The 26,343-nt window shown below is 67.1% G+C and carries 25 protein-coding genes and 1 pseudogene; 10 read left to right on the top strand and 16 right to left on the bottom strand.

From position 1 onward, the window contains the following. Positions 1–120: 120 nt before the first annotated feature. The 3 genes from sseA to N0A20_RS19195 form a co-directional block, all read right to left on the bottom strand. Complete coding sequence (gene sseA / locus N0A20_RS19205; protein WP_260581861.1) at positions 121–960, bottom strand: 3-mercaptopyruvate sulfurtransferase; 840 nt, start codon at positions 958–960, stop codon at positions 121–123. A gap of 172 nt (positions 961–1,132) precedes the next feature. After that, complete coding sequence (locus N0A20_RS19200) at positions 1,133–2,323, bottom strand: hypothetical protein (protein WP_260581860.1); 1,191 nt, start codon at positions 2,321–2,323, stop codon at positions 1,133–1,135. Positions 2,324–2,339: 16 nt separating this feature from the next. After that, entirely contained in the window at positions 2,340–2,507 is a 168-nt protein-coding gene (locus tag N0A20_RS19195) for a hypothetical protein (protein WP_260581859.1), read from the bottom strand. A 113-nt stretch (positions 2,508–2,620) separates the two neighbouring features. On the opposite strand from N0A20_RS19195, the gene queF reads away from it, so the two are divergent. Further along, positions 2,621–3,091: a preQ(1) synthase gene (queF, locus tag N0A20_RS19190; protein WP_260581858.1), complete on the top strand. Its 471-nt coding sequence runs from the start codon at positions 2,621–2,623 to the stop codon at positions 3,089–3,091. Between the two features lie 74 nt (positions 3,092–3,165). Here queF and N0A20_RS19185 read toward each other — a convergent pair whose 3' ends face one another. Continuing rightward, positions 3,166–4,176 carry a hypothetical protein gene (locus tag N0A20_RS19185; RefSeq protein ID WP_260581857.1) on the bottom strand — a complete coding sequence of 337 codons (1,011 nt, stop codon included), beginning with the start codon at positions 4,174–4,176 and terminating at the stop codon, positions 3,166–3,168. Between the two features lie 185 nt (positions 4,177–4,361). Between N0A20_RS19185 and N0A20_RS19180 the strand changes: the two genes are divergently transcribed. After that, positions 4,362–4,772 (top strand): thioesterase family protein, encoded by a 411-nt coding sequence (locus N0A20_RS19180; protein WP_260581856.1) that lies wholly within the window; start codon positions 4,362–4,364, stop codon positions 4,770–4,772. Positions 4,773–4,776: 4 nt separating this feature from the next. Here the strand turns inward: N0A20_RS19180 and N0A20_RS19175 are convergent, their stop codons facing one another. From N0A20_RS19175 to N0A20_RS19160, 4 genes are all read right to left on the bottom strand, one after another. Continuing rightward, the gene (locus N0A20_RS19175) at positions 4,777–5,106 is read right to left on the bottom strand and encodes a hypothetical protein (RefSeq protein WP_260581855.1); all 330 of its coding nucleotides are present in this window, start codon (positions 5,104–5,106) and stop codon (positions 4,777–4,779) included. A gap of 213 nt (positions 5,107–5,319) precedes the next feature. Next, on the bottom strand, positions 5,320–6,327 hold the full coding sequence (locus N0A20_RS19170; RefSeq protein ID WP_260581854.1) for a cytochrome d ubiquinol oxidase subunit II: 1,008 nt from the start codon (positions 6,325–6,327) through the stop codon (positions 5,320–5,322). Then, complete coding sequence (locus tag N0A20_RS19165; RefSeq protein WP_260583963.1) at positions 6,324–7,682, bottom strand: cytochrome ubiquinol oxidase subunit I; 1,359 nt, start codon at positions 7,680–7,682, stop codon at positions 6,324–6,326. Before N0A20_RS19165 ends, N0A20_RS19170 begins: the two co-directional genes overlap by 4 nt. Before the next feature lie 155 nt (positions 7,683–7,837). Further along, the gene (locus N0A20_RS19160; RefSeq protein WP_260581853.1) at positions 7,838–8,461 is read right to left on the bottom strand and encodes a GbsR/MarR family transcriptional regulator; all 624 of its coding nucleotides are present in this window, start codon (positions 8,459–8,461) and stop codon (positions 7,838–7,840) included. Between the two features lie 387 nt (positions 8,462–8,848). On the opposite strand from N0A20_RS19160, the gene N0A20_RS19155 reads away from it, so the two are divergent. The 6 genes from N0A20_RS19155 (at position 8,849) to rutA (ending at position 15,619) form a co-directional block, all read left to right on the top strand. After that, positions 8,849–9,862 (top strand): hypothetical protein, encoded by a 1,014-nt coding sequence (locus tag N0A20_RS19155; RefSeq protein ID WP_260581852.1) that lies wholly within the window; start codon positions 8,849–8,851, stop codon positions 9,860–9,862. A 727-nt stretch (positions 9,863–10,589) separates the two neighbouring features. After that, positions 10,590–12,422: a translational GTPase TypA gene (gene typA / locus N0A20_RS19150; RefSeq protein WP_260581851.1), complete on the top strand. Its 1,833-nt coding sequence runs from the start codon at positions 10,590–10,592 to the stop codon at positions 12,420–12,422. A gap of 135 nt (positions 12,423–12,557) precedes the next feature. Further along, complete coding sequence (gene rutB, locus N0A20_RS19145) at positions 12,558–13,304, top strand: pyrimidine utilization protein B (protein ID WP_260581850.1); 747 nt, start codon at positions 12,558–12,560, stop codon at positions 13,302–13,304. 93 nt (positions 13,305–13,397) lie between these two features. After that, entirely contained in the window at positions 13,398–13,781 is a 384-nt protein-coding gene (rutC, locus tag N0A20_RS19140; protein ID WP_260581849.1) for a pyrimidine utilization protein C, read from the top strand. After that, positions 13,774–14,556, top strand: coding sequence for a pyrimidine utilization protein D (rutD, locus tag N0A20_RS19135; protein ID WP_260581848.1), 783 nt, complete (start codon positions 13,774–13,776; stop codon positions 14,554–14,556). The genes rutC and rutD overlap by 8 nt, the downstream gene beginning before the upstream one ends. A gap of 4 nt (positions 14,557–14,560) precedes the next feature. Then, a complete protein-coding gene (gene rutA, locus N0A20_RS19130; protein ID WP_260581847.1) occupies positions 14,561–15,619 on the top strand; it encodes a pyrimidine utilization protein A in 1,059 nt (352 codons plus the stop codon). Between the two features lie 9 nt (positions 15,620–15,628). Here rutA and N0A20_RS19125 read toward each other — a convergent pair whose 3' ends face one another. Genes N0A20_RS19125 through N0A20_RS19110 form a run of 4 tightly spaced genes read right to left on the bottom strand, consistent with a single transcriptional unit; the run spans position 15,629 to position 19,189 of the window. Further along, positions 15,629–17,803 carry a TonB-dependent receptor gene (locus N0A20_RS19125; protein WP_312846576.1) on the bottom strand — a complete coding sequence of 725 codons (2,175 nt, stop codon included), beginning with the start codon at positions 17,801–17,803 and terminating at the stop codon, positions 15,629–15,631. A 42-nt stretch (positions 17,804–17,845) separates the two neighbouring features. Continuing rightward, positions 17,846–18,025, bottom strand: a complete 180-nt coding sequence (locus N0A20_RS19120; RefSeq protein WP_260581846.1) for a hypothetical protein — start codon at positions 18,023–18,025, stop codon at positions 17,846–17,848. Beyond that, complete coding sequence (locus tag N0A20_RS19115) at positions 18,022–18,588, bottom strand: PepSY domain-containing protein (protein ID WP_260583961.1); 567 nt, start codon at positions 18,586–18,588, stop codon at positions 18,022–18,024. The genes N0A20_RS19120 and N0A20_RS19115 overlap by 4 nt, the downstream gene beginning before the upstream one ends. Positions 18,589–18,598: 10 nt before the next feature. Beyond that, positions 18,599–19,189 carry a PepSY domain-containing protein gene (locus tag N0A20_RS19110; RefSeq protein ID WP_260581845.1) on the bottom strand — a complete coding sequence of 197 codons (591 nt, stop codon included), beginning with the start codon at positions 19,187–19,189 and terminating at the stop codon, positions 18,599–18,601. Between the two features lie 196 nt (positions 19,190–19,385). Here N0A20_RS19110 and N0A20_RS19105 point away from each other — a divergent pair, with 196 nt between their 5' ends. Further along, positions 19,386–19,835 (top strand): hemerythrin domain-containing protein, encoded by a 450-nt coding sequence (locus N0A20_RS19105; RefSeq protein WP_260581844.1) that lies wholly within the window; start codon positions 19,386–19,388, stop codon positions 19,833–19,835. Positions 19,836–19,883: 48 nt separating this feature from the next. Here the strand turns inward: N0A20_RS19105 and N0A20_RS19100 are convergent, their stop codons facing one another. Continuing rightward, entirely contained in the window at positions 19,884–20,741 is an 858-nt protein-coding gene (locus tag N0A20_RS19100) for a CHAT domain-containing protein (RefSeq protein WP_409574700.1), read from the bottom strand. Between the two features lie 19 nt (positions 20,742–20,760). Then, positions 20,761–22,686 (bottom strand): hypothetical protein, encoded by a 1,926-nt coding sequence (locus N0A20_RS19095; protein WP_260581842.1) that lies wholly within the window; start codon positions 22,684–22,686, stop codon positions 20,761–20,763. A gap of 266 nt (positions 22,687–22,952) precedes the next feature. Here N0A20_RS19095 and N0A20_RS19090 point away from each other — a divergent pair, with 266 nt between their 5' ends. After that, the gene (locus tag N0A20_RS19090; protein WP_260581841.1) at positions 22,953–23,228 is read left to right on the top strand and encodes a DUF3297 family protein; all 276 of its coding nucleotides are present in this window, start codon (positions 22,953–22,955) and stop codon (positions 23,226–23,228) included. Positions 23,229–23,339: 111 nt separating this feature from the next. On the opposite strand, the gene N0A20_RS19085 is transcribed toward N0A20_RS19090, so the two are convergent. Continuing rightward, a complete protein-coding gene (locus N0A20_RS19085) occupies positions 23,340–23,921 on the bottom strand; it encodes a CHAP domain-containing protein (RefSeq protein ID WP_260581840.1) in 582 nt (193 codons plus the stop codon). 237 nt (positions 23,922–24,158) lie between these two features. Next, positions 24,159–25,707, bottom strand: a pseudogene (locus N0A20_RS20885) (diguanylate cyclase domain-containing protein); the annotation flags it as partial. Between the last annotated feature and the right edge of the window lie 636 nt (positions 25,708–26,343).

Raw genomic sequence — 26,343 nt, 5'->3', positions numbered from 1 at the left:
CATCGGCATTCAAAATATCTCGCGCAAAGGCGCAAAGAGCCTATAACCTCTTCGCGCCTTTGCGTCTTTGCGCGAAATTTCAGACGCGCTGCGCGCGGAGCCATGCCCCGCGCTTGGGGCTCACGCCGCGCCGGTCGCCTTCGGCGTCGCCGGGTCGGCGCCCCATTCGGTCCAGCTGCCGTCATAGACCGCGACATCCTCCTTGCCGAGCAGGTGCGCGCCGAACGCGACGACGGTCGCGGTCATGCCGCTGCCGCAGGTGGTGACGAGCGGCTTGTCGAGATCGACCCCGGCGGCGTCGAACGCCGCCTGCAAGGCGTCGCCGCGCTTCCAGGTGCCGTCGGCGTTGAACAATTCGCCAAAGGGCAGGCTCTTCGACCCCGGGATATGGCCGGGCGCGACGCCCGGACGCGGGTCGCGGTCCTCGCCGGTGAAGCGCGCCGCCGAGCGCGCGTCGACCAGCTGCTCGGCGCCGCTGTCGATATTCGCCAGCACCTCATCCTTGGTCCGCACCGCCTTGGCGTCGCGCCACACGGTGAAGTGGCGGTGGCGCAAGGTCTGCTTGCCCATCTCCAGCGGACGCCCCTCGGCCTTCCACTTGGCAAGCCCGCCGTCGAGCAGCGCGACGTCGTGCGCGCCGAACAATTTCAGCAGCCACCAGGCACGCGCCGCGCTCTTCAGCGGGCTGTCGTCATAGAGCACGATGCGGCTGCCGTCGCCGAGGCCGAGCGACTGCATGCGGCTCGCGAATTTCTCCGCCGGGGGCGCCATATTGTCGATGCTGCTGTTCGCGTCGGTCAGGTCGGCCAGGTCCATGAACACCGCGCCGGGGATGTGGCCCGCTTCATATTCGGCGCGCGCGTCGCGGTCGGCCTCGATGAATTTCGTCGCATCGACGACCCGCAGGTCCGATGCCCCCAGTTCGCGTTCCAGCCAGTCGGTTGAGACCAAGGCGTCCATGTCATGCTCCTGTTGCGACCCGGCGGCGGACCTGTGCCTGTCCCCTCGTCGGCCATCCTGCACCTTTCCGGGGAACGGCAAGCCTATGCCCCCACCGGCGCCTTTTCAAGCGCCGAGGCGTCCTGCCCCAGTCGATGCTGCACCGCAACAGAAAAGGAGGCGCGCGATGCGCTTATTGGCTCCGCCGCACCGCGGTCGCGCGCGCGCCGGGCCGGTCGACGGCATAGGAGGCGCGATCGAGCGGCAGCGGCGCCAGCTTGTCCCCGCCGCCCGTCCCCGACTCGCGGCCGAGCACGAAGGTCCCCGCATTCTGGCCGAAGGCGTCGGCATCGCCCTCCCAATGATAGGTCACGTCGACCGCCATGACGGGCACCAGCATCGGCTTGCCGCCGATCATCAGCGGTTCGATGACCTGGCGCGGCAGCATCGCCTCGGTGGTCAGCGCCTCGCCCGCGCCGGTCTTCAATTCCATATCGTCGCGCAGCACGCTGCCCCCCGCGCCGTCGAAGAAGCGCGCCAGCACGGGCTCGGTCATCGCCGACCCCTGGTTGAGCGCGACGCGCACCATCAGCCCGGTCGCGTCGGCCGAACCCTGATTCACGATATTGAGCGCAAAGGCGACCGCGACATGCTCGGGCGTGACCCGGATCGCCTTGATCTCGAGCGCCAGCGCGATCACCGGCCGCCGTTCGGCGGCGGGACGGGTGACGAGCGGCGAGGGCGCGCGCCGCGAGGCATCGCCGGCGCCCGTCGCGGGCAGCACCGGTGCCCTGGACGCCGGAGCGGGGGCGGGTGCGGGAACCGGCGCGGCGCGCGGAGCCGGCGGCGGCGAAGGCGTCGCGCGCGGCGCGGCGGGAACCGCGCTGCGCTCGGCCGGCGCATCGCCCGCCGGCACGGGGCGGCGGCGCCAGTACCAGAAACCGGCCGCGCCCGCCGCGAGCAGCGCCAGCAGCCAGGCCCAGATCGGCGTGCCGCTGCCTTGGCCCGGCGCGGCGGCCGGCGCCGCGCCGTCGTCGGCGGGCGCCGCCACGGGATCGTCGGTCGCCGGAACCGCGCCGGTCTCGGGCGCGAAGCCCGGCGCCGCATCGGTCGCCGCAGGCGTCGAAGCGGACGTATCGCCGTCACCCCGTGCCGGGGCCTCCGTCGATGCCGTTGGGGCGGTCGGCGCGGCGGACGCGGCCGGCGCCGCGCGGCGCGTCGTCGCGCCCGTGCCCGCGGGTCCCGCCGCCGGCTGTCCGGGCGCCGCCGGCTGCGTCGGCGTCACGCGCGGCGGGGCGGGCGTCGGCGCGGGGGTCGGGGTCGGGGCCGGCCGCGTCTCGCCCGGCCCGATCGGCGCGATGCCGTTGTTCGCCGGTCCCTGCACGCCGGGCGAACGGCCGTCATTCTCGGGCGGGGGCAGCCGGAAATCGATCGGACGGCCCGTCGACGGGGCGGGTGCCGGCTGTCTCGGCCTGCTGCGCGGCGGCGGGCACGGCGATGCCCGCCGCCAGCGCGGCCGCCAGCGCGATCCGCGCGCCGCCCGTCATCCCGAAGTGCCTGTCCGTCATTCCCGTTACGCGATCCCGAAGTGCCTGTTTCGCGCGCCATCCGCTGAATTGGCGCTGAATGGCCGCCGTCATCGACGGATGACAGGGGCCGCGCGGCTCCCTAGATGGTTTCCATGTCCGATTCCACCCCTCCGCGCCTCGCGCCCAAACATCTCGGCCAGCCGAGCGAACTGCCTGCCTCACCCGGGGCCGCGACCCTCGACTATGTCCCCAACCCGCGCGCGGGCGAGCTCTATCTCGTGCGCTTCGCGGCGCCCGAATTCACCTCGCTCTGCCCGGTGACCGGCCAGCCCGATTTCGCGCATCTCGTCATCGACTATGCCCCCGGCGAGACGATCGTCGAATCGAAGAGCCTCAAGCTCTTCCTCGCCAGCTTCCGCAACCACGCCGGCTTCCACGAGGATTGCACCGTCGGCATCGGCCGCCGCCTGTTCGACGAGATGCAGCCGCAATGGCTGCGCATCGGCGGCTACTGGTATCCGCGCGGCGGCATCCCGATCGACGTCTTCTGGCAATCGGGCCCGCCGCCCGCCGACCTGTGGCTCCCCGACCAGGGCGTCGCCCCCTATCGCGGGCGGGGGTAGCCCGTCAGGACGGATCGGCCGACCGCTCGCCGAGCCTTTCCTCAATACGGGCAGCGAGCCGACGCTGGTGCCGTTCAATCGCTACGATCAGATAGAGGAACATCACCGCCATGAAGGCGAGGAACCACTGCCCGCCCGAAACCAGGGCGCCTTTGCCTTCGGCCTTGCGCTCCAGCGTCGCGGCACGCTGTTCCGCTGCTGCGACCGCCTTGCGCTCGATATCGGCAGCGGCAGTTTCCGCATAGCGCGACACCAGCTCGCCATAAAGGGCGACGGGCCGCTTCAACCTGTCGGGCAGGCGCATCGCACAGGCCCGCGTCGGCGTCGGTTCGCTGATCGAGCGCGTCACCGAACAACCATAGGGATATTCGTACCAATAGGCGCAATCCATGGAATTGCTGTCCCACACCTGGATCTGCTTGGCTACGCGAGACGATTTTGGTCTCGCAGACCTCGACCTTGGACGCGCGCTTATAGGCGCCGAGCTGGCGTTTTATGGCGGGCGCGGCGGCGGCGGCGTCGAGCGCTGTGATGAGCGAGTCAGACAGCCCGCCAAATGTCGCGAGCGGATTGCCCTCCGCGTCGGCCATGCGGCGGATCGGCAAGACATCCAGTGCTTCGATCCGCGTGTCGGGAAAGGCCAGCTCGAAGAACCGATCGCGCGACAGCATCTCTTCGTCGCTCCGGCGCGACGGTTCGAACTTGTCCCTGTAGAGGGTGTAAAACCGCTGCTGCTGCGCCGCACTGAACCTCTGCTTCCATAACGGCACCGGCTTGCCTTCAGCCTTCGGCTTGGCGGCGGCCGTCTCCTTCGGCGCTTCGGGCGGGATCAGGTCATCAAGCGCGACGGTGGCCAGTTCCGGCTGGACATCGCTCGATCCGATCTGCTTCACCGCCCCCATCACGACAAATATTGTGGCTCCGATCAGCAATATCGTTGCCAATGCAAGGCTCGAAACGCGAAGCAGGCCCAGATATCGCGATTCGGCACCTTTCGTCGTACTGTGAATATGCGGTGACCATCGCGCATATATCTGTTTCCAGCGTCCCGGACGGTCCGGGTCGATTTCCACATCATCGTTCATGATTTCTCTCCCCCATGGGCAAGACTATGCCGCCCGGCGAAAAGCGCAATATCTTGTTCGTGAAAGTTCGCCCTGGAGACTGATGCCGAAATCCGCGCCGAGACGGTCCGCTCCGCCGATAATTCTATCGAAACGCTCGATATTTCATCTTTCCGTCACGAACTGTTGACATTAGTGTCAACGATATGACCAGCGCCTCTCTCCCGCACGATCACGCCATCGCCGTCGGCGCCGACCAGATCGACTTCATGGGGCACGTCAACAACGCCCATTATCTCAGCTGGGTGCAGGAGGCGGTGCTGTCGCACTGGCGCCATATCGCGCCGCCCGACGCGGTCGCGGCGCATCTGTGGGTCGCGCTGAAGCACGAGATCACCTATCGCCGCCCCGCCTTCCTCGATGATCAGGTCATCGCGACGGTGATCCTCGAAAAGGTGCAGGGCGCGCGCGCCTTTTACGAAACGATCATCAAGCGCGGCGAGGAGGTGCTCGCCGAGGTCAAGTCGAGCTGGTGCTGCATCGACGCCGAAACGCTGCGCCCCGCGCGCCTCGCGAGCGAGGTCGTCGCGAAATTCTTCCCGGGCGAGAAGGGCTGAAGCCCTAGCTCGCCCCCTCGAGCATCGTATCGACGAGCGTTTCGAGGAATGTGCAGCTTTCGTCGATATCCTGGACCTGCCGGATCATGTCGGGGTCGTCGGGATGTTCGGCGATCCGCGCGAATTTGCCCATCTGCGCGTCGAAGTCGGTCTGGATCTGCGCCTTGTCGTCATCGGCGAGCACGGTCGCGATCGCGAGGAACTTGGTCCCCGATTCGACCATCTTCGGGTCCTCGGCCTCGCCCCCGCTGCCCAGTCCCGCCATGATGCCGAAATAGGCCATGCACTGGATGCTGCTGTCGTAAAGCTCGCGTTCGTCGGCGTCGATCGTCATCGCGGTGGCGGAAGAGGCGGTGCTTAGGCCAGAAGGAGAGCGGTAGCCAGGGTCGGATATTTCATGGTTTCCCCCAAATATCGACCCGGTCCCGCCTTGGCATGGCGCCGCCAAATCGCAAAGCCGAAAGTTGGCGGCGGAAGGCGGCTTTGGGGCGGGGAGCGGACAATCGGCCTCGATTCGCGCCAAAAACGCCGCCAGACCCCCCAGCCCTCACTCATAACTCAGATGCGTCGCCTTCCCCCGGAAGATCCAGTGCGCCAGGATCGAATATCCCAGAATCACCGGCAGCACGAACAGCGCCCCGATCAGGATGATGCTCAGCGCCTCGGGCGACGCCGCTGCCTGCCAGATGTCGATGCGGTCGGCGACCAGATAGGGGTAGAAGCTGTACGCGATGCCGACGAAGCCCAGCGCGAACAATATGCCCGCGGTCGCCAGCGGCACCCACGACAGTTCGTCCTTGTCGCGCAAGGGCTGGCGCAGGAAGATCGCGAGGCCCACGAACAGCGTCGCGGCGGCGATCGGGATCGGCAGCAGCGCGATGATCTCGGGCAGGCGGAACCAGCGCGCGAAAATACGCTCCGACAAGAGCGGCGTCGCGATCGAGATGATCGCCATCGCCAGCGCCGTCAGCCACAGCGTCACCTCGGCCCAGCGCACCGCGCGCTTCTGCAAATCGCCCTCGACCTTGTAGATCAGCCAGCAGGCGCCGACGAACAGATAGCCCGCGACGAGGCCGAGCGCCGCGAGCAGGCAGAAAAGCACCGAGGTGAAGCTCTGGTCGAACCCCAGCACATAGGCGCCGAGCATATAGCCCTGGCACAGCGCGGTGAGCAGCGAACCGAAGAAGAAGGCGGCATCCCAGCGATGCTTCTGCTCGGGCGGCGCCTTGGCGCGGAACTCGAAGCTGACCCCGCGCAGGATCAGCGCGATCAGCATCAGCGCGACGGGCAGATAAAGCTGGGTCAGGATGAAGCCGTGCGCGACCGGAAAGGCGACGAGCAACAGCCCGATGCCGAGCACCAGCCACGTCTCGTTCGCATCCCAGAACGGCCCGATCGAGGCGACCATCAGGTCGCGATTCTCGCCCCTTTCCAGCCGCGTCAGCATGCCGACCCCCAGGTCATAGCCGTCGAGGATGACATAGAGCAGGATCGACAGGCCCATCAGCCCGGCGAAGATCACCGGCAGCCACCACGGATCGATGAACGGCGTCATGGCTTCGCTCCCTCTGCCAGCGGCTCGGCGGGGCCCGGCGCGACGCCGGGGATCGGGAACATCGGCGTCGCCTCGGGCGCCGCCTTGCCGAGCCGGGCGAGGCGGTAGAGCACCGCGACATAGGCGGCGAGCAGCACCACATAGACCGCGAGATAGAGCGTCAGCGAACTCGCGACCATCGCGCTGCCGACCGGCCCGACCGCATCGGCGGTCTTCAGCACGCCGGTCACCAGCCACGGCTGGCGCCCGATCTCGGTCACATACCAGCCAGCGAGCGTCGCCGCCCAGCCCGAGAAGGTCATCGCGACCAGCGCGCGCGCCAACCAGCGCGGCATTCCCGCGACCCCGCGCCGCCGGATCGTCCACGCGGCAAACCACGACAGCGCCAGCATCAGCACGCCCAGCCCCACCATGATCCGGAAACCCCAGAACAGCGGGGCGACCGGCGGATGATTGCCCCGATAATCGTTGAGCCCCGGAACCACGCCCGCCGCCTCATGCTTCAGGATCAGGCTCGCGCCCGAGGGGATGGCCACTTCCAGATGGTTGGTGCGCACCTTCTCGTCGGGGATGGCGAACAGGATCAGCGGCGTGTGCGCCTGCGTCTCCCAATTGGCCTCCATCGCCGCGACCTTCTGCGGCTGATGCTCGAGCGTGTTGAGCCCGTGCTGGTCGCCGACGAAAATCTGCACCGGGATCAGCAGCGCGGCGGCATAGACCGCGGCCTTCAGCGTCCGCTGCACCCCTTCGCCGCCGCCGTCCTTCAGCCAGCGCCACGCCGACATGCCCGCGATCAGGAAGGACACGGTCAGCGCCGAGGCGAGCAGCATATGCGTCAGCCGGTACGGCATCGACGGGTTCAGCAGGATCGCGCCCCAGTCGGTCGCATGGACGACGCCGCCCCGGATCTCGTAGCCGGCGGGGGTCTGCATCCAGCTGTTGAGCACGATGATCCAGAAAGCCGACAGCGTCGTGCCCGCCGCGACGAGGAAGGTCGCCAGCGTGTGCACCCAGCCCGGCACCCGGTTGAAGCCGAACAGCATGATGCCGAGGAACACCGCCTCGAGGAAAAAGGCGGTCAGCACCTCATAGGCGAGCAGCGGGCCCGCGATATTGCCGACCTTTTCCATGAAGCCCGGCCAGTTGGTCCCGAACTGGAAACTCATCGTGATGCCCGACACCACGCCCATGGCAAAGCTCAGCGCGAACACCTTCACCCACAGGCGATAGGCGTCCATCCACGCTTCGTTTTTCGTCCGGTTGTACGCGAGCTTGAAACCCATCAGCGCCCAGCCGAGCGCGATGGTGATCGTCGGAAACAGGATGTGAAAGCTGATGTTCGCCGCGAACTGGATCTCGCGCGAGGATCAGCGGATCAATGGCGTCCATCGTCAGGCCTCCAACCTGTAAACCCGTTCGTGTCGAGCGAAGTCGAGACACCCATCAGGGCGGTGCAAGGCCGATGGGCATCTCGACTTCGCTCGATGCGAACGGAAGAGGGGGTAGGCGATCATGCCCGCTCTTCCAGCGACTGGCCCTTCCCGCGCCCCAGCATGCGGTCCTTGAACTCCAGCGCCTTTACCACACGCTCGCCGAGCCGCAAAAGCTGAAGCAGCCGCTCGGTGTCGAGCCGCCGCATCTCGGCATACCAGTCGGTCAGCAGCTCGATCTGTTCGTGCATCGCCGCGATGCGTTCCTGCGCGAAGCGGTCCGACGCGTCGGTCGCGGGTTCCATCAACAGGGTGCGCAGCGTCGTCAGCGTCGGGTCGATCTCGCGCTTCTTGCGCTCCTCGACGAGGGTGCGGAAGATCGCCCAGACGTCGCGCGGCGTCTCGTAATAGTCGCGCCGGTCGCCGGGCGCATGCCGCAGCTGCACGAGGTTCCAGCTTGCGAGTTCCTTCAGCCCCATCGACACGCTGCCGCGCGACAGGCTCAGCGCCTCGCTGATCTCCTCGGCATGGCGCGGCGCGTCGGCGAGGAACAGCATCGCATAGATCTGCCCCACCGTGCGGTTGATCCCCCAGCGGCTCCCCATCTCGCCGAAATGCAGGACGAACGCCTGCGCGAGCGGGGAGAGCCGGCGCGGCGGCGACGGGGAAGCTGCCGGGGAATCGGGGGCCGGGGACAGATCCATACCGCTTCTATAGCGTGAGTTTCTGAAGTTTCAATAATTATTGAAACTTCATTACAGGGATGGCGCCATGGGGAGCGGACGAGCCGATCCTCCCCCAAGGGGGAGGGGGACCACCCGAAGGGTGGTGGAGGGGCACAGGAGGTTTGCGTGACGCCGGACCGGCAAGTCCTTCCTTTCCGGCAACGTCGCCGTAGCGCACCACCTCTCCGTCAAGGCAAGCCGCCTGTGCCCCTCCACCAGCTTCGCTGGTCCCCCTCCCCGTGCCGGGGAGGATCGCTTCGCCCACTCCCATCCTTCCGCCACCCCCACGCCCATCATTTTCCGCTTTCCTAAAAAACACCCATATGGTTCATTCTGTTCGTTTCAGCCAACCACAGGAGCGACTCGATGGAAAACCAGACCCCAAACCCCGCCGACATCCCCGCACCCGGCAGCTACCACTGGACCCCGGCGCTCCAGCGCAGCTTCCTCGAACATCTCGCCGACAGCGGATCGGTCAAGATCGCCGCCATGCATGTGAAGATGACCTCCTCCGCCGCCTATCAGCTGCGCCAGCGGGCAGAGGGCGCGGCCTTCCGCATCGGCTGGGGCGCCGCGATCCTCATCGCGCGCCAACGCCTCGCCGACGAACTGCTCGACCGCGCGATCTGGGGCTATCAGGAAAGCAGCACGATCATGCGCGAGGACGACCGCAGCTTCGTCCGCCGCCAGCGCGTGGACTCGCGCCTCGGCCTCGCGATGCTCGCGCGGCTCGACCGCATGGTCGAGACCCGCGCGAGGGCGGGCGAGGAGATGCTGGCCCAGATCGTCGCCGGCGACTGGGCGGGTTTCCTGACGCTGTTCGACGCCGCCGAGGCCGCGCGCACCGCCGCGAAGGACGCGACCGGCGAAGCCGCGTCCGAGGCCGCGTCCGAAGAGACCCCCGAAAGCGGCATGGGCGCCGCCCTCGCGCTCTGGCTCGCGGGCCGCGACAACCGGACCAACCCCATCGCCGCGCTGTGGCGCGGCAGTGCGATCGCGAATGAAGTTGCGCAGTTTTCCGGGACTTTCGACACCGGCTTCGACGGGGAGCCCGAGGCCGAACCGACCCCCGAGGAGGAGGCCGAGGCGATGACCGTGTGGCATCATCATGAAACCGGCGAACTGCGCACCAATTTCCCGCCGCCCGCCGGCTTCATCGGCATCGAGGAAGGCCGGTTCGGCGACGAGGATTACGAACGCACCCTCGAACCCGAGGAGGAGGAAGCCTTCGAGGCCGCCATCGCCGAGGCCTGCGCCCCCTTGCGCAAGGCCGGCGAAGCCGCCCGCCGCGCCTTCTTCGGACTCCCCACCCCCGCGAACGACCGCGAGGCCGCGGCAGAAAAGGGTTCGCGCGAAGACGCGAAGACGCGAAGGGGGTGACGCTTGGAGGCCGGCTGTCGGGCGGCAGCGGGCAAGCGCGATCCTCCCCGGCACGGGGAGGGGGACCAGCGAAGCTGGTGGAGGGGCACAGGCGGCTTGCCTTGCCGATGAGGTCGTGCGCCACGGCTCGGTCCTTTGTATTGGGCAGGTGTAATGGGCAGGGCTTTCGGTCCAGTGTGGCGTAAACCGCCTGTGCCCCTCCACCACCCTTCGGGTGGTCCCCCTCCCCCGTTGGGGGAGGATCGGCAATTCCCGCCCTTCGCGCCCCCGAAACCGCCATCCGCGTCCCCGCGCCTCCCTCTTCGCGCCTTCGCGGCTTCGCGTGAACCAAATCGACGACCAAAGGAGACGGCTGCCCGTCGCGAACGACCGCAACGGTGAAGAAGAGAAGAATATCTCGCACAAAGGCACAAAGGCACAAAAGGGCACAAACCCGCGCCGTCAGGCGTCATAATCACTCCGGAAAAGGCGCACCGCATCAGGAGGAAAGCGCTTCGCGCGGGTTCCCCGCCTCCCTCTTCGTGCCTTTGTGCCTTTGTGCGAGAAAAATCAAAAACCGCCCGCGCCGCCCCGCACTCCGCCCAAAGGACAAGCCATGCCCGAACCCGGCCTCCCCCCACAACCCCCCCAGGGGCTTACCGTGTTGCGCCGCAACAGGGCATCTGCTACGGGCGCGACCGATCGCGATGCCCACGCATCGCCCCCTCCCATCAAGGCCCTTTTCCGCATGTCTCTGCGCAATATCGCCATCATCGCGCACGTCGATCATGGCAAGACCACCCTCGTCGACCAGCTGTTCCGCCAGTCGGGCACCTTCCGCGACAACCAGCGCGTCGAGGAGCGCGCGATGGACTCGAACGACCTCGAAAAGGAACGCGGGATCACCATCCTCGCGAAGTGCACCAGCGTCGAATGGGGTGAGGGCGCCGACCTGACGCGCATCAACATCGTCGACACGCCGGGCCACGCCGACTTCGGCGGCGAGGTCGAGCGCATCCTGTCGATGGTCGACGGCGTCATCCTGCTCGTCGACGCCGCCGAAGGCCCGATGCCGCAGACCAAGTTCGTCACCGGCAAGGCGCTGGCGCTCGGTCTGCGTCCGATCGTCGTCGTCAACAAGATCGACCGCAGCGACGCGCGCGCCGCCGAGGTGCTCGACGAGGTGTTCGAACTGTTCCTGACGCTCGAGGCCAATGACGAACAGCTCGACTTCCCGATCCTCTACGCCTCGGGCCGCGGCGGCTATGCCTCCGAAAATCCCGACGCGCGCGAAGGCGACCTGACGCCGCTGTTCGAGACCATCGTCCGCCACGTGCCCGCGCCGGGCCTGCCCGAGGACGCGCCCTTCACCTTCCTCGCGACCCTGCTCGACCGCGACAATTTCATCGGCCGCATCCTCACCGGGCGCGTCCAGTCGGGCACGGTCAAGGTCAACCAGCCGATCCACGCGATCGACATGGACGGCAAGGTCATCGAAACCGGCCGCGCCTCGAAACTGCTCGCCTTCCGCGGGCTCGACCGCGTCCCCGTCGACGAAGCCAGGGCGGGCGACATCGTCGCCATCGCGGGCCTCACCAACGCGACCGTCGCGAACACCATCGCCGACACCAGCGTCAGCGAACCGATCGCCGCGCAGCCGATCGACCCGCCAACGCTGTCGATGCGCTTCGCCGTCAACGACAGCCCGATGGCGGGCCGCGAGGGCAGCAAGGTCACGAGCCGCATGATCCGCGACCGCCTGCTGCGCGAGGCCGAGACCAATGTCGCGATCCGCATCACCGAAAGCGCCGACAAGGACAGCTTCGAGGTCGCGGGCCGCGGCGAGCTCCAGCTCGGCGTGCTGATCGAGACGATGCGCCGCGAAGGCTTCGAACTCGGCATCAGCCGCCCGCGCGTCCTCTATGGCGAGGACGAGGCCGGCAAGCGCACCGAACCCTATGAAACCGTCGTCATCGACGTCGACGACGAGCACAGCGGCACGGTCGTCGAGAAGATGCAGATCCGCAAGGCCGACCTCACCGACATGCGCCCGTCGGGCGGCGGCAAGACCCGCATCACCTTCAGCGGCCCCTCGCGCGGCCTGATCGGCTATCACGGCGAATTCCTGTCGGACACGCGCGGCACCGGCATCATGAACCGCCTGTTCGAAAAATACGGCCCCTACAAGGGCAATATCGCGGGCCGCCAGAACGGCGTCCTCATCTCGAACGGTGCGGGCGAGGCCGTCGCCTACGCGCTCGGCCCGCTCGAAGAGCGCGGCATCCTCTTCGTCTCGCCCGGCGAGGCGCTCTACGAGGGCATGATCATTGGCGAGAATGCGAAGCCCGACGACCTCGAAGTCAACCCGATGAAGTCGAAGCAGCTCACCAATTTCCGCTCGACGGGCAAGGACGACGCGATCCGCCTGACCCCGCCGCGCCGCATGACGCTCGAACAGGCGATCGCCTATATCGACGACGACGAGATGGTCGAGGTGACGCCCAAGAACATCCGCATCCGCAAGGCGATCCTCGACCCGCACGAGCGCAAGAAGGCCTCGCGCAAGAAGGAAATGGCGTAATCCGGACCGGCGGCCCCCAAAGGGCGGCCGCCGGTTCTTCCTTGGCGATGGCGCCGTCCTGCTGCGTCGCAGCATCGCGCTTGCATCACCCGCCGCTTTCGGGGAAGCTGCCGCCTCAGGTTTGAAGGAGGGCCCATGGCGATCGCGGTCGATACGGCACCCGGCGGCGGGGCGAAGGTCACCTTGCCCGCGCGGCCCGAACCGCTGATCGTCGACCCGGCGACCACCGCGGTCGTCGTGATCGACATGCAGAACGCCTATGCGTCGAAGGGCGGCTATGTCGACCTCGCCGGCTTCGACATTGCGGGCGCGGCGGGGGCGATCGGGCGGATCGCCCAGGTACTCACCGTCGCCCGCGGTGCGGGGATGCCGGTCGTCTATCTCCAGAACGGCTGGGACGCCGATTATGTCGAGGCGGGCGGGCCGGGCTCGCCCAACTGGCACAAGTCGAACGCGCTCAAGACGATGCGCGCGCGCCCCGAGCTGGCGGGGCAATTGCTCGCCCGCGGCGGGTGGGACTATGAGCTGGTCGAGGGACTCAGCCCCCAGCCGGGCGACATCCGCCTGCACAAGACGCGCTATTCGGCCTTCTTCAACTCGCAGCTCGACAGCGTGCTGCGATCGCGCGGCATCCGCACGATCGTCTTCGTCGGGATCGCGAGCAACGTCTGCGTCGAATCGACGCTGCGCGACGCCTTCCACCTCGAATATTTTTCGGTGATGCTGGAGGATGCGACGCACCACCTCGGTCCCGATTATGTGCGCGATGCGACGGTGTACAATGTCGAGAAATTCTTCGGCTGGGTTTCGACCGTGGCCGATTTTTGCGGATCGGTGGGCCAGCAGCCCGCCGACGAGATTCCCCACAGCCGTTCGCCCTGAGCTTGTCGAAGGGCCGTTCTTTCTTTCGGGCGTCGAAAAGAAGAACGGTCCTTCGACAAGCTCAGGACAAACGGAAAAAGAAAGAATGATCCGATGCCCTTCGAACCGATCAACCCGCCGCAATTCCCGGCCCCGATCGCGCCCTATTCGGCGGGCGCGAAGGCGGGAAACACGGTCTATGTCTCGGGCGTGCTGGCGCTCGGCGAGGGCGGTGCGGTGCTGCACGTCGGCGACGCGGCGGCGCAGACGCGGCACGTGCTGGACGTCATCCGGATCACGCTGGAAGCCGCGGGCGCGACGCTGGAGGACGTCGCGATGAACCATATCTTCCTCAAGGATTTCGCCGACTATGCGGCGTTCAACGCCGTCTATGCCGAATATTTCCCCGGTGCGAAGCCCGCGCGCTACTGCATCAAGGCCGAACTGGTGAAGCCCGACTGCCTCGTCGAGATCGCGAGCGTCGCGCACATTGGCTGAGGCGGCGGGCCTCTATTATGAAACCCACGGGCCGGAGGACGCGCCGCCGCTGATCCTGTCGTCGGGGCTGGGCGGATCGGCGAGTTACTGGGCGCCTAACCTTGCGGCCTTCGCGGAACATTTCCGCGTCATTTCCTATGATCATCGCGGCACGGGGCGCAGCGACCGCGCGCTGCCCGCGGAGACGTCGGTCGAGGATATGGCCGCCGATGTCGTCGCGCTGATGGATGCGCTGGGGATCGGCGAAGCCGGCTTCATCGGCCATGCGCTCGGCGGGATGATCGGGATCGAACTGGCGATCATGACGACGCGGATCGAGCGGCTCGTCGTGGTCAACGGCTGGCGCACGCTCGACCCGCACACGGCGCGCTGCTTCGACACGCGGCTCCACCTGCTCAGGGACAGCGGGCCCGAGGCTTTCCTCCATGCGCAGCCGCTGTTCCTCTATCCGCCCGACTGGATTTCGGCGCATGACGCCGACCTCGTGGCCGAGGCGGCGCAGCAGCTGGCGCATTTCCCCGGGGCGGCGACGGTCGAGAAGCGCATCGCGGCGGTGCGTGCCTATCGACCCGAACTGATCGACCTGGCCGCGACGCCGGCCTGGCTGGTGATGGCGACGCGCGACGATATGCTCGTGCCGCTCGCAAGCGCGCTCGATGTCGCGGCGCCGGTCGAATGGGCGAAAATCCATCTCTTCGACTGGGGCGGCCACGCCTGCAACGTCACCGATCCCGAAAACTTCAACCGCGTCGTCCTCGATTTCCTCAGGAGATAAGCCCATGCAAGTCGGCGTCTTTGTCCCCATCAACAACAATGGCTGGCTGATCAGCGAAAACGCGCCGCAGTACATGCCGAGTTTCGACCTGAACAAGGCGATCGCACAGGCGGCCGAGCGCCACGGGCTCGATTTCCTCCTGTCGATGATCAAGCTGCGCGGCTTCGGCGGCAAGACAGAATTCTGGGAATATGGTCTGGAGAGTTTCACGCTGATGGCGGGGCTCGCTGCGGTGACCGAGAAGATCAAGATCTACGCGACCTGCCCGACCCTCGTCATCCCGCCGGCGTTCGCGGCGCGCATGTGCAACACGATCGACAGCATCAGCCACGGGCGCTTCGGGCTCAACCTGATCACCGGCTGGCAGCGCCCCGAATACAGCCAGATGGGGCTGTGGCCCGGCGACGAACATTTCCGCAACCGCTACCGGATGCTCGACGAATATGCCCGCATCCTGCGCGAATTGTGGGAAACGGGGCGCAGCGATTTCAAGGGTGACTATTATACGATGGACGATTGCCTCGTCCGGCCCACTCCGCAAGGCGACATGAAGATCATCTGCGCCGGCTCGTCGGACGAGGGGCTCGCCTTCTCCGCCCGGTGGGCCGATTATGCCTTCTGCCTCGGCAAGGGGGTGAACACCCCGACCGCCTTCGCCTTCAACAACGACCGGCTCGCCGCGGCGACCGCGAAGACCGGACGCGACGTGTCGGTGTTCGTGCTGGTGATGATCATCGCCGCCGAAACCGACGAGGAAGCCTTCGCCAAATGGAAGTCGTACAACGACGGGGTCGATGTCGATGCGATCTCGTGGCTCATGGATCAGGGCGCCGCCGACAAGCATAATGCCACGACCAACGTCCGCCAGCTCGCCGCGCCCGAGGGTGCGGTGAACATCAACATGGGGACTTTGGTCGGCAGCTATGAAAATATCGCGCTGATGCTTGACCAGATGGCCGAGGTGCCGAACACCGGCGGCGTCCTACTGACCTTCGACGATTTCATCGAAGGGGTGGAGGCGTTCGGTACCCGCATCCAGCCCCTGATGAAAAGCCGCCGGTAGGGCCGCCGGTCAGAAGTCGATCGACGCCGATGCCTTGAAGGTGCGCGGCGCGCCCTGCAGCAGGTCGGGACTGAAGATTTCGAACGCCGACACCCAGTAGCGCTTGTTCGCGACATTATCGACGCCGAAGCGGAGCGTCAGCGGCTTGTCGGCGACCACCGCGACATAGCGCGCGCCGAGGTCGAAGCGTGTCCAGCTCGGCAATTCGAGCGTGTTCGCCTGGTTCGCCGCCTGCTCGCCGGTGTGGACAACGCGCCCGGTCAGCGTCAGGCCGGGGGCGAAGGGCAGGTCCCATTCGACGTTGGCGTTGATCAGATATTCGGGGACGCCCGGCGCGTCATTGCCCTGGTTCACCCCGTCGAGCGTGCGGCGCAGCTTGGCGTCGATGATCGAGCCGCCCGCGATGAGGCGCAGCCCCTTCGCCAGTTCGCCGTCGAAGCTGAGTTCGATGCCCTTGTTGCGCTGTTCGCCGTTCAGGCCATAGATGACTTGGCCGGGCGTCGCCGGGTCGGTCACGACGCCGGGGCGCGGACGGTCGATCTGGAAGGCGGCGAGCGAGGCGTTGAAGCGGCCGAAGCTGTATTTGGCGCCGAATTCATATTGCTTGGTCTTCACCGGCGCGAAGACCTCGCCAGCGTTGGTGACCGGCAAGGCGCCGACCGCGGCGGGCGCGGCGTCGGGTTTTTCGAACCCTTCCATGCGGTTGAGGTAGAAAGCGAGGCCGTCGGCCGGCTTGACGACCAGGCCGAACACCGGCGTCACCGCATCCTCGTCATAGGTGCCGGTCAGCCCACCGCCGAAATAGTCATAGCTCTTCGTCCGGATCGACTGGACGCGCAGCCCGGCGGTAAGCAGCACGCGGTCGTCCCAGAACCCGATCGTGTCCGAGGCGAAGGCGCTGAGCAGGCGCGTGCGGCTGATCGGAAACGGATTGTCGAGGTCGCCGCCGACCAGCGCCGACGCCGGGATCGGTACTTCGACCGCATTGTACAGATTGGTCGCGAAACCCGCGAAACCCGGGCCATAGAGGAAGTCATAGGCGTTGCGGTTGACCTGCCAGTTCATCGATCCGCCGAAGTTGATCTCATGCGTGATCGCACTGCCCAGCTTGACGCGCAGCCCCGCTTGCGCGGCTTCGTTGTTGTCGGTGCGCGGGACATAGAGCGCATTGCCGTTCGCGGCGCCGGTCGCGGCGTCGAGCACGGTGATGCCGCCATAGATGCCGTCCTCCATGCCGTCGCGCGCACCGAAGCTCGCATAGATCATCGCATTGTCGGCGATGTCATATTCGGCCTTCAGGATGCCGAAGACGTCGCGCATCTCGGTGTAGGTCCAGGGTTGCGAATAGTTCGCGTCGGCCTTGGGCACCTCGGGGATCGCGACGCCCGCAGCCAGCGCGACCTTGTGGCGCAGTCCGCGCACCTTGACGCGCTGATAGGCGAGGTCGAGCGACAGGCGGAAGGGGCCGTTATCATAATCGAACGCGCCGCCGAGCGTATAGGCGCTGCGATATTCGCCGTCGATCGACACATCGCCGGTACGCGCGACGCCGTTGATGCGGACGCCCCATTCGGCATTGTCGCCGAAGCGGCGCGCGGCGTCGAAGCTGCCGCCGAAATGCTCATCCGACGTATAGTTGACGGTGGCGCGGGTCAGGTCGCGTTTCGCGCGCTTGGGCAGCAGGTTGACGCTGCCGCCGAGGCCCGATCCGCCGGGCGCGGCACCGTTGATGAAGGCGCTCGACCCGTTGATGACCTGTACCGAGTCATAAAGCTCGGGCGCGATCAGCTGGCGCGGCGCGATGCCGTAAAGGCCGTCGAGCCCGACATCGTCGCCGGCGAGCGCGAAACCGCGAATGACGAACAGTTCGGCGGCATTGCCGAAGGCAAAGCCGGTGCGCACCGACGGGTCGTTCTCGAGCAGCTGGCCCAATGTCTGCGGCTGCTGGTTCAGGATCAGCGCCTCGTTGTAGCTCTTGATCGTGAAGGGCAGGTCCTCGGCCGCCTTGTCGCCGAACACGCCGCCGCTGCCGCCGCGGGTGACTTCGGTCTGGTTGTTGCGCTGCGCGGTGACGATGATCTCGTCGCTCCCAGCGTCGTCCTGGGCCGCGGCGGGTGCCGCGATGGCGAGCATCGCGGCGCTGGCGGACAGGCCGAGCATCGCGCGGGCGTTGAGAATGTTCACTTTTATTCCCCTTCTGGCGCGGCCCTGTGCCGCGCGTCGGATTCAGGTGCGGCGGGTCTTCATCGCCCAGCCCACGGCGAAAACGGGTATGGCGAGCGCGATCCACGACGCGGCGTCGCGGACGCCGTCGCCGGTGAGCGCGACGATCAGGCCGGCGATGCTGGCGAGCGCGAGCAGCAGCGGGATGGCGAAGACCGCGCGAAGGCCCCGGCGCCGCGTCATTCGGCCGGTGCCAGCGTGCCGCCGGTCTCGACCTCGCGGACCAGCGCATCGGTTCCCGAGCGGCGCTTGCCGAGCCAGAGATAGAGGCCCGACCCGAGGACGATCATCGTGAACAGCGTCAGGACCGCCCACAGGATCTTGAGCGGCAGCCCGCCATAGTCGCCGAAATGCAGCGGCTGCGAAAAGAGCAGCGCCTGCGCATACCAGGGCATCGGCCGCGCGTCGGTGAAGACGCCGGTCTCGGCATCGATCAGCGCCGGCACCAGCATCCGTTCGGTCAGCGGCGTGTCGCCCTGGAAGAAGACGGCATAATGATGCTTGCTGCTGAACGCGCCGCCGGGAAAGGCGATGAACTGCGGATTGTTGCCCGGAATCGCGGCGCGCGCCGATGCCATCGCCTTGTCGATCGAGCCGTAGCGGTCGGGCGGCACCGCGCCCTTTCCGTCATAGGCGCGCGTCATCTCGGCGAGTTCGCTCATTTGCCAGACCTGGATGATCGGCGTCGCGAGCGCGTTGATGACGCCGGTCGCGCCGACGACGGTCATCCAGGCGAGCGCGGTGATGCCGAGCAGATTATGATAGTCGAGCCATTTGACGCGCCGAGCTGCGCGACGTCCGAAGCGTCCCGAAATCGAGCTTCTTCATGAAGGGCGCGTAGAGGACGACGCCCGAGACGATCGCGATTACGAAGAACAGCCCCATCAGTCCCAGGAACAACATGCCGGGCAGGCCGAGGAACATGTCGGTGTGGAGCTGGAGCAGGAAATGCATCACGCCGCCGCCGTCCTCTTCGCCGGTCGTCCGGCCGGTCGAGCGGTCGAAGAGCTGGATCGTCATATCCTCGGCGGGCGAATCGGGGCGCGGCGCGGTGGTGATCGTCATCGACGGCTGGTCGTTGTCGAACGCCATGAACACCGGCACCTCGCCGGGGCGCGCCGCGAGTGCCTTCGCCAGCATCTCGTCGAGCGGCCGAAGGCCGGGCGCCTCGCCCGACGATCCGACCCCGGGCAGACCGAACTGCGGCGCTTCCTCGGTCAGTTCGTCGATTTCGTGGTGAAAGATCAGCGGCAGGCCGGTGATGCAGAGCATCAGCAGGAAGGCGGTGCAGACGATGCTGGTCCATTTGTGGACAAGGAACCAGACCCGGATGGTCGATCGTCGCATGAAGAAAGGCGGCCCTGCCTATTGCAAAATATTATCAATAGCACTCTATGGCTGCGCCGGTGCTTTAGCAACCCGTTTCGCAGCGCGGATCGCGGCGCCCAAGGCGACACAAGGGCTTGGCAAATTGCGGTTAACCCTCTTTTCACGGCGACGCCCTATGGCGGTGGATGAGGGACCACTCGACAGGGATGATCCCATGCATTTGGTCCACGAGATGCGGCGGCTGCGCGCCGAACATGCCGCCCTGACCACCCTCTCGGGCTTTCTGATGGACCTCCTCGCTGCGCCGGAGCTTCCCCGCCCGACCGAACTCGCGGCGGTGCGCAGCATGTTCCGCGACACGCTGGTGCGGCATCTCAAATGCGAGGACTGGATTCTCTATCCGCGGTTGAAGGCCAGCGGCGACGCCGAATTGTCGCGGCTGGCGCGTCAGTTCGTCGGCGAGATGGGACATCTCGCCGAAGATTTTGTCGCTTACGACGCGCGGTGGACCGAAGCGGAGATTGCGGGCGACTGGCCAGGCTTCTGCCGCGAAACCGAAGCAATACTCGATGCGATCGGAATGCGGATCGAGCGCGAGGAAAGCGATCTCTATCCCGCCGCCGAACAGCTCGACAGCTCGCTGGGCGAGATGGCGCGGCACTGACGGCCGGGGCGGCCCGGTTCTTCCGGCCCGGACCGGCTTTGCGGATATTCAGCGGTCGCGGTTGGTCACCAGCGTGAAGGGCGCCCAGCTCGCCGGATGCGCCCAATGCGGTTTCCAGCCCTCGACTGCCGATCCGTCGGCACGTCGGCCGGTACGCACCGCCTCCATCGCCATCGCCAGCGCGGTCGCGGGGGTGGCGTTCTTGTTCGCCAGCGCCTCGACGGTCAGCGCCGCGGTCGCGTCGTCGGCGACGCGCCAGTGGCTCGCGAGCAGATTGCCCGCACCGGCGTAAAGGAAGCTGCGCGCCAGGCTCGACAGCGATTCGCCGCTCGCCCCCGCCTCGGCACCCGGCGTCGCGGTGTTGCACGCCGACAGCACCACCCAGCGCGCCGACAGCGACAGTGCCGCCGCTTCGCTCGCGGTGAGCAGCCCGTCGTCGTCGGCGCTCGCCTTGCCCGGCGGGGTCAGGACGAGGCCGGGTTCGGAACCGGTGCCCATCTCGCCGGGCAACAGGCCGTGGGTCGCGAACACCACCGCGACCGCGCGCGGCAGTTCCTTGTCGGACTTGACCGCCGTTTCGGTCGCGTTGCGGCCGAGCCGGACGCCGCTGCCGCGCGCGATCGCCGCCGACAGCTTGGTGAGTTCGGTGACCGTGCCGGGCAACGGATCGAGTTTGCGCAGCTTGTCGACCGCGGCCATCGTCTTGTCCCCGCTGGCGAGCGTCAACCCGCCGCCGCGCACGCCGATGCCGCCGCGTCGGCGCAAGCTGCCGTCGGCGCTGCGCGCCGCAGCCTGGCCGCTGCCGCGCAGCACGGGCGCGCCATAGGCGACAAGGTCGGGGCGGCGCACGGTCGCCGCCGCCGTATCGTCGCGCCGTGCGAGCGCGAGTGCGCTGACCGAAGGCAAGGTGACGAAGCGATAATGGCTAGGCGAGCCAGTCGGTCGCGGCCAGGTCGGCCTCGGCGCCGCTTTCGGGATCGCCCGCGGGCGCGCTCGCAACGAGCGCGGCAAGCGGTAACCCGGCGACGGGTCCACTCGCGACGGTGTAGATACGGCCCTTCTCGGGCAGCGCGGCGGCGACGGGGGCGACAAGTTGCCGGTAGAGCCGCCACGCCGCGGCGCGGTCGTAGCGCGGATAGCGCTCGTCGATCGCGCTCTTGTCGCCGCGCGCCTCGGCATCGAGCAGCGCATTATAGTCGGGCAGCGAGCAGGTCGCCTCGTCGATCCGGCATTTGAGCCGCGCAACGTCGGCGGCGATGGGCGCGGCGCCGTCGTCGACGCGGTGCCACAGCGCCGCCGTCCGCGATATCGCAAAGGCATAGTGATGCCCTTCCGACGGCAGCAGCATCAGCACCGCCTCGTCGGCGTCGAGCAGGGCCTGTACGGTCGCGACGTCGACCGCCTTGGGAGCGACGAGCGTCGCATAATCGGGAAACTCGGCCGCGATGCGGGCGTCGAGCGGGGCGAGGCGCGCCGCCGCGGCATCGCGCTCGGCGCGCAGCGCGGCGGCTTTCGCTTCGTCGCGGCCGAGCGACTGGTCGCGATAGCGCTGGGTCAGCGACACGACCGCCTGCGCGGCATCCTGACGCTGCCGCACCAGTTCGCCGAGCGGGCCGGTGCCCGCGATCGCGCGCGCCGCCGCCTCGTTGATCGCATCGCCGGCATCGGTCAGCGTCAGATCCTGCGCCGCCAGAAAGGCCGGGTTCAGCGCGCCGGTCTTTCCGCCGCGCGCCGCCCAGCCCGCGAACATCACCATGTCGAACGCTCCCGATTGCGGGTTGCGGCGGGTGCCGCGCGCGACCGCCTTGGCGAGCGCCGCGACCGCGGGATTGGCGTCGTTGCTCGCCAGGCCCGCGTCGCGCTTGGCGCGCAGCCGGTCGGCGGCGTCGATCGCGGCGACCAGCCCGTCCTCCTCGCGCCCCTTCACCTGCGCGCGCGCGCGGGCGAGCGTGGTGAGCAGGATGATCGTGTCGGTCTTGGCATCATACCGGTTGCTGCCGCGCTCGACCGCGAGCTGCAGCGGCAGCGCCTCCTCGAAATAGGGCAGCGCCTCCTCGGCCTTGCCCTGGCCGAGCAGCGCGAGCGCGAAATTATAGCGCGACTTCTGCGTGCCGATGTCGTCGCGGCCGTCGAGCCGTTCGCTTTCGGTCATCGCGATGCGGCCCGGCCCCTCCGCCGCCGCGAACCGGCCGGCGACATTGCGATAATAGCTGATCTGGTTGTTCGCGAACTGGCGCTGGCCATCCGAATAACGGGGAGCCTCCATCATGGCGAGCAGTTCGTCGAAGACGCGGTCGGACTCCTCGTCGCGGCGCACGAGCGTCAGCGCCTCGGCATAGCGCAGCTGCAACTCCCAATTGTCGTTCCGGATTCCGGCGGCCTCGAGCTCGGCAAAGGTATCGTCGAGCGCGCGGGCGACCTCGGCGTACCGCCCCTGTTCGAGCAGGTCGCGGCCATATATTTCGAGCGATACGCGGGCACTTCGCGCCGCGCTGCTGTCCAGCTTGCCATATTCGGCGGCGCGGCGATGGAGCAGGCGTGCGTGCCCCAACCGCTGGTCGAAGGCCAGCCCGATGCCCATAAAGTCGAGGAAATAAAGCTCGCCGTCGATATCCTTGGCCGCCGCGGCGCGCGTGGCATATTCGCGCATCCTGTTCGTCAGCCGCTGATATTCGGCGTCGCCGGGTTCGCGGTCGCTACGGAAATATATCCAGATCGAGGTTTCGGTGTTGGAAAGGGTCCGTTCCGATAGCCGGGTGCGATATTGCGCGACCAGGTCGATTACGCCGAGTGCCGCCTGCACCTGCTCTTCGCCATCGAGCTTTTCGAAGCGGTCGGCCGCGGCGCGCACGATATCAGCGACCGCTTCGTCGCACGGACCGCTGCGGCATCGGGAGGACAGGGAGGCGCTTCGGTCGCAAAGGCGGGCAAGACAACGGTCGCCAGCAGCGCGGCGGAAAGGGCGAGGCTCGCCCGGCGTATCGTCATGACTTTAGTTCCCGATACGCGACCCGAATGCCTTATTGCCGCGCCAGGGGCCGAGCGCAAGAGCGGACGGCGCTTGATTTCGCGGGGCCGCTCGCCTAGCCGCGCGGGCAATAATCTGGAGATTTCAGCATGACCGACACCCCGCCCGACCATCTGTCGACCAATCCGCGCTCGCCCCATTTCGACATGGAGGTGCTGCAGCGCGGCATCGGCATCCGCTTCAAGGGCAAGGAGCGCACCGATGTCGAGGAATATTCGATTTCCGAAGGCTGGATCCGCGTCGCCGCCGGCAAGTCGAAGGACCGCTTCGGACAGCCGATGACGATCAAGCTGTCGGGTGAGGTCGAAGCCTGGTTCGAGGATATCGCCGCTGACGAGACGAAGCCGGAAAACTCCGAAGACTAATTTCCTTCGTCATTGCGAGCGTAGCGAAGCAATCCAGGGCGGTTCGCGCCTGCTCTGGATTGCTTCGCTACGCTCGCAATGACTTGGATTGGGGAACAAGCCCTTGAAGGCTTACTGGCCGAGCGAGGCGACGATCCGTTCGAGGTCGTTGCCCGGCTTCCAGTCGTTGCTGGCCCAGACGGGCGCTTCGAAGCTCGGCGCCTTGCGCGGGGTCGCGCCGCGGCCGGGATAGATGAAACCCTGTACCGGATTGGCGCGCAGGCCGAGGTCGCCGATCGGGGCGTACCAGACGCGGACCATGCTCCAGTCGCCGGCATTGCTGACATCGACGACGCGGACGTCGCGCTCGATCTGGCCACGGCGGCCGCCGATCGGCGACCAGTTGGCATGGTCGATCAGGATTTCGCGGTCGCTGACGATCTTCTTGACCACTGCGACATGGCCGATCGGCATGGCGCGCGTGCCGGCGAAGGCCATGACGGCGCCCTCGCGCGGCTCGCCGCCGCGGTCATATTGCCCCTCGGCCTGCGCCCACCAGGTCCCGGCATTGCCGCGGATCTCGACGCCCGATTCGGCGCGGGCAAAGGGAACGCATTGCAGATAGTCGCGCGCCACGGCGGGGGTAGCGGTCAGCGCGGCGGCGAGCGTCATCAGACATGCGGCAAAGGCTGCTGCGAAGCGGCTGGCTGACATGGAAAGCGACCCCCGTTTGGCTTGTGTTCAAGCGTTGGAGCCTGATTGCCATAACTTGTGCGCCGCAACACCCGCGGCGCGACGAATTGCATCGCGGACGGGGTGAACCGGGGAAGGTTTTGAAAACCCGATCCATTCGTCGATGGACAGGCTCGTTTCGCCGCTCAGGCTGCGGCGGTCACCTGCCCGGCGACGGGCCGGAACAAGGTCAGCACGTCGGCCGCGGGCATCGGCCTAGCCGTAATAATAGCCCTGGATGCTGCGGCAGCCGAGGCTGCGGATCGTCTCCACCTCGACCTCGGTTTCGGCGCCTTCGGCGGTGGTCGACATGCCGAGGCTGTCGGCGAGCGCGACGACGGCGCGGATGATGGCGATCGATTCGGTGACGCCCTTGGCGGCGCCGACGACGAAACTGCGGTCGACCTTGATCGTCGAGAATTGCGTCTTGCGGAGGTATCCGAGCGACGAATAGCCGGTGCCGAAATCATCGAGGCTGAGGCGGATGCCGAGCCCGATGAGCTGGTCGAGCAATTGCGCCGCGCCGCCGCCGTCGCGCAGGAAGACGCTTTCGGTGACCTCGATCTCCAGCCGCTGCGGTGGCAGCCCGCTCTGCGCCAGCGCCGAGACGACGACCGAGGCGAAGGCCGGGTCGGTGAGCTGTTCGGCGGAGACGTTGACCGCGACCTTCAGGTTCGACGGCCAGCGCATCGCCTCGTGGCACGCGGTGCGCAGCACCCATTCGCCGATCGGCGAGATCAGGCGGCTATCCTCGGCGAGCGGGATGAAACGGCCGGGCGAGACATTGCCGAGCTTCTGATTGTTCCAGCGGATCAGCGCCTCGAAACCGTTCAATGTGCCGTCGTCGGCGGTGACGACGGGCTGGTAATAGAGTTCGAACTCGCCGCGCTCGAGCGCGCCGCGCAGCTCCTGCTCCATCACGCGCCGTTCCTCGGCCTGCGCGTGGAGCGACGCGACATAGGCGGCGACGACATTGCCGCCCTTGTCCTTGGATTTATAGAGCGCCAGGTCGGCGTTGCGGGTCAGCGTCTCGACCGTCGCTCCGTCCTGCGGCCCCATGGCGTAACCGATGCTGGCGCCGACGAACAATTGGTGGTTGTCGACGACATAGGGGCGGCTGAGCGCGGCGATGACGCGCTCGGCCGAGCGCCTCGGCTTCTTCGGCGGACTGCACATTGTGGAGGATGATCGCGAATTCGTCGCCGCCCAGCTGGCCGCAGGTCATCCCGCGCTCCATCATGCCCTTCAGCCGGGCCGACACCTGCGCGAGCAATTTGTCGCCGACCGGATGTCCCAGCGTGTCGTTGACCGCCTTGAAGCGATCGAGGTCGAGCATCAGCATCGCGCAGCGCGTCTTGGCGTCGATCGCATGGGTGAGCGCGCGCTGGAGATCCTCATTGAGACTGAGACGGTTCGGCAACCCGGTCAGATTGTCGAAGCGTGCCATCTTGGCGATCTGCTCGGCCGAGGCGCGCTGTTCGGTCACGTCCGATCCGACGCCGCGAAAGCCCAGGAACTTGCCCGCTTCGTCGAGGCGCGGCGAGGCCGACAATTCCCACCAATGCGGCTTGCCGTCGATCGTGACCGGCACGATCAGGTTGGAAAAGCTCTCGCGCCGCTTCATCCGCTCGGCCATTTCGTGCAGGCTCTTGGGGAAATTGCCGGTCGCCCAAGCGTCGCCCGACAGCGCCTGGAGCAGCGGAATGCCCTCGAGTTGCTCGGCTGGCGCGCCGAGCGCGAAAGCGAGCCGCGGCGAGACATGGACCAGGCGGCGGCTGTTGTCGGTCTGCCACAGCCAGTCGGCCGAGGTTTCCTCGAATTCGCGCAGCAACAGGCTGACGGTCTCGGTCTTTTCGTGCAGCACCTCTTCGGAGCGGCGGAAGCGAATATGGCTTTGCGCGAAGCGGATGCAAAAGCCCGACAGCAGCACGCCCGCGGCGACCGCGATTCCGGCCTGCGCAGGCGCCCCTGCCACGACGAGTGCCACCGCCGCCGACAGGCTGACCGGCAGGATGAACAGCAGGCACGCCATCGGCAGCGTATGCACGACGATCGCCAGCGTCAGCATCATCAGCAGCGCGACGGTCCACATCGACAGGATATGGTCGAGCGACGGGTGCAGGCCCTGAAGCCAGAATGGCGCCGACCAGACCGCGGCCGAATAGATGGCGTGGCGATTGCAGAGACTGAATTCGGCGGCGCCCGAATGGTGAATTTCGCCGAGCGGCAGGCGCGAGACGACCATCCACGACCAGAGGCTGAACAGGATCGCAGCGGTGGCCCAGGCCGCGACGATGGTCATCGGCACCGCGCTCACCATGGTCAGCGCGGCGACGATCGTCATGCCGAGACCCATAACGAGCCTCAGCTTGCCGTGTCCGCGCAGCGGCGCGAGCTGAAGCTG

This window comes from Sphingopyxis sp. PET50, from assembly GCF_025244705.1.
GTDB lineage: Bacteria > Pseudomonadota > Alphaproteobacteria > Sphingomonadales > Sphingomonadaceae > Sphingopyxis.
Note: the sequence above shows the minus strand (reverse complement) of the source record. Positions and strands in the feature narration are given on the sequence as shown.

Bases quoted from the DNA above. Each gene is read 5' to 3' on its own strand.
- sseA (WP_260581861.1), bottom strand. From the start codon at position 960: ATGGACGCCTTGGTCTCAACCGACTGGCTGGAACGCGAACTGGGGGCA.
- N0A20_RS19195 (WP_260581859.1), bottom strand. From the start codon at position 2,507: ATGACGGACAGGCACTTCGGGATGACGGGCGGCGCGCGGATCGCGCTG.
- queF (WP_260581858.1), top strand. From the start codon at position 2,621: ATGTCCGATTCCACCCCTCCGCGCCTCGCGCCCAAACATCTCGGCCAG.
- N0A20_RS19185 (WP_260581857.1), bottom strand. From the start codon at position 4,176: ATGAACGATGATGTGGAAATCGACCCGGACCGTCCGGGACGCTGGAAA.
- N0A20_RS19180 (WP_260581856.1), top strand. From the start codon at position 4,362: ATGACCAGCGCCTCTCTCCCGCACGATCACGCCATCGCCGTCGGCGCC.
- N0A20_RS19175 (WP_260581855.1), bottom strand. From the start codon at position 5,106: ATGACGATCGACGCCGACGAACGCGAGCTTTACGACAGCAGCATCCAG.
- N0A20_RS19170 (WP_260581854.1), bottom strand. From the start codon at position 6,327: ATGACGCCGTTCATCGATCCGTGGTGGCTGCCGGTGATCTTCGCCGGG.
- N0A20_RS19160 (WP_260581853.1), bottom strand. From the start codon at position 8,461: ATGGATCTGTCCCCGGCCCCCGATTCCCCGGCAGCTTCCCCGTCGCCG.
- N0A20_RS19155 (WP_260581852.1), top strand. From the start codon at position 8,849: ATGGAAAACCAGACCCCAAACCCCGCCGACATCCCCGCACCCGGCAGC.
- typA (WP_260581851.1), top strand. From the start codon at position 10,590: ATGTCTCTGCGCAATATCGCCATCATCGCGCACGTCGATCATGGCAAG.
- rutB (WP_260581850.1), top strand. From the start codon at position 12,558: ATGGCGATCGCGGTCGATACGGCACCCGGCGGCGGGGCGAAGGTCACC.
- rutC (WP_260581849.1), top strand. From the start codon at position 13,398: ATGCCCTTCGAACCGATCAACCCGCCGCAATTCCCGGCCCCGATCGCG.
- rutA (WP_260581847.1), top strand. From the start codon at position 14,561: ATGCAAGTCGGCGTCTTTGTCCCCATCAACAACAATGGCTGGCTGATC.
- N0A20_RS19120 (WP_260581846.1), bottom strand. From the start codon at position 18,025: ATGACGCGGCGCCGGGGCCTTCGCGCGGTCTTCGCCATCCCGCTGCTG.
- N0A20_RS19110 (WP_260581845.1), bottom strand. From the start codon at position 19,189: ATGCGACGATCGACCATCCGGGTCTGGTTCCTTGTCCACAAATGGACC.
- N0A20_RS19105 (WP_260581844.1), top strand. From the start codon at position 19,386: ATGCATTTGGTCCACGAGATGCGGCGGCTGCGCGCCGAACATGCCGCC.
- N0A20_RS19090 (WP_260581841.1), top strand. From the start codon at position 22,953: ATGACCGACACCCCGCCCGACCATCTGTCGACCAATCCGCGCTCGCCC.
- N0A20_RS19085 (WP_260581840.1), bottom strand. From the start codon at position 23,921: ATGTCAGCCAGCCGCTTCGCAGCAGCCTTTGCCGCATGTCTGATGACG.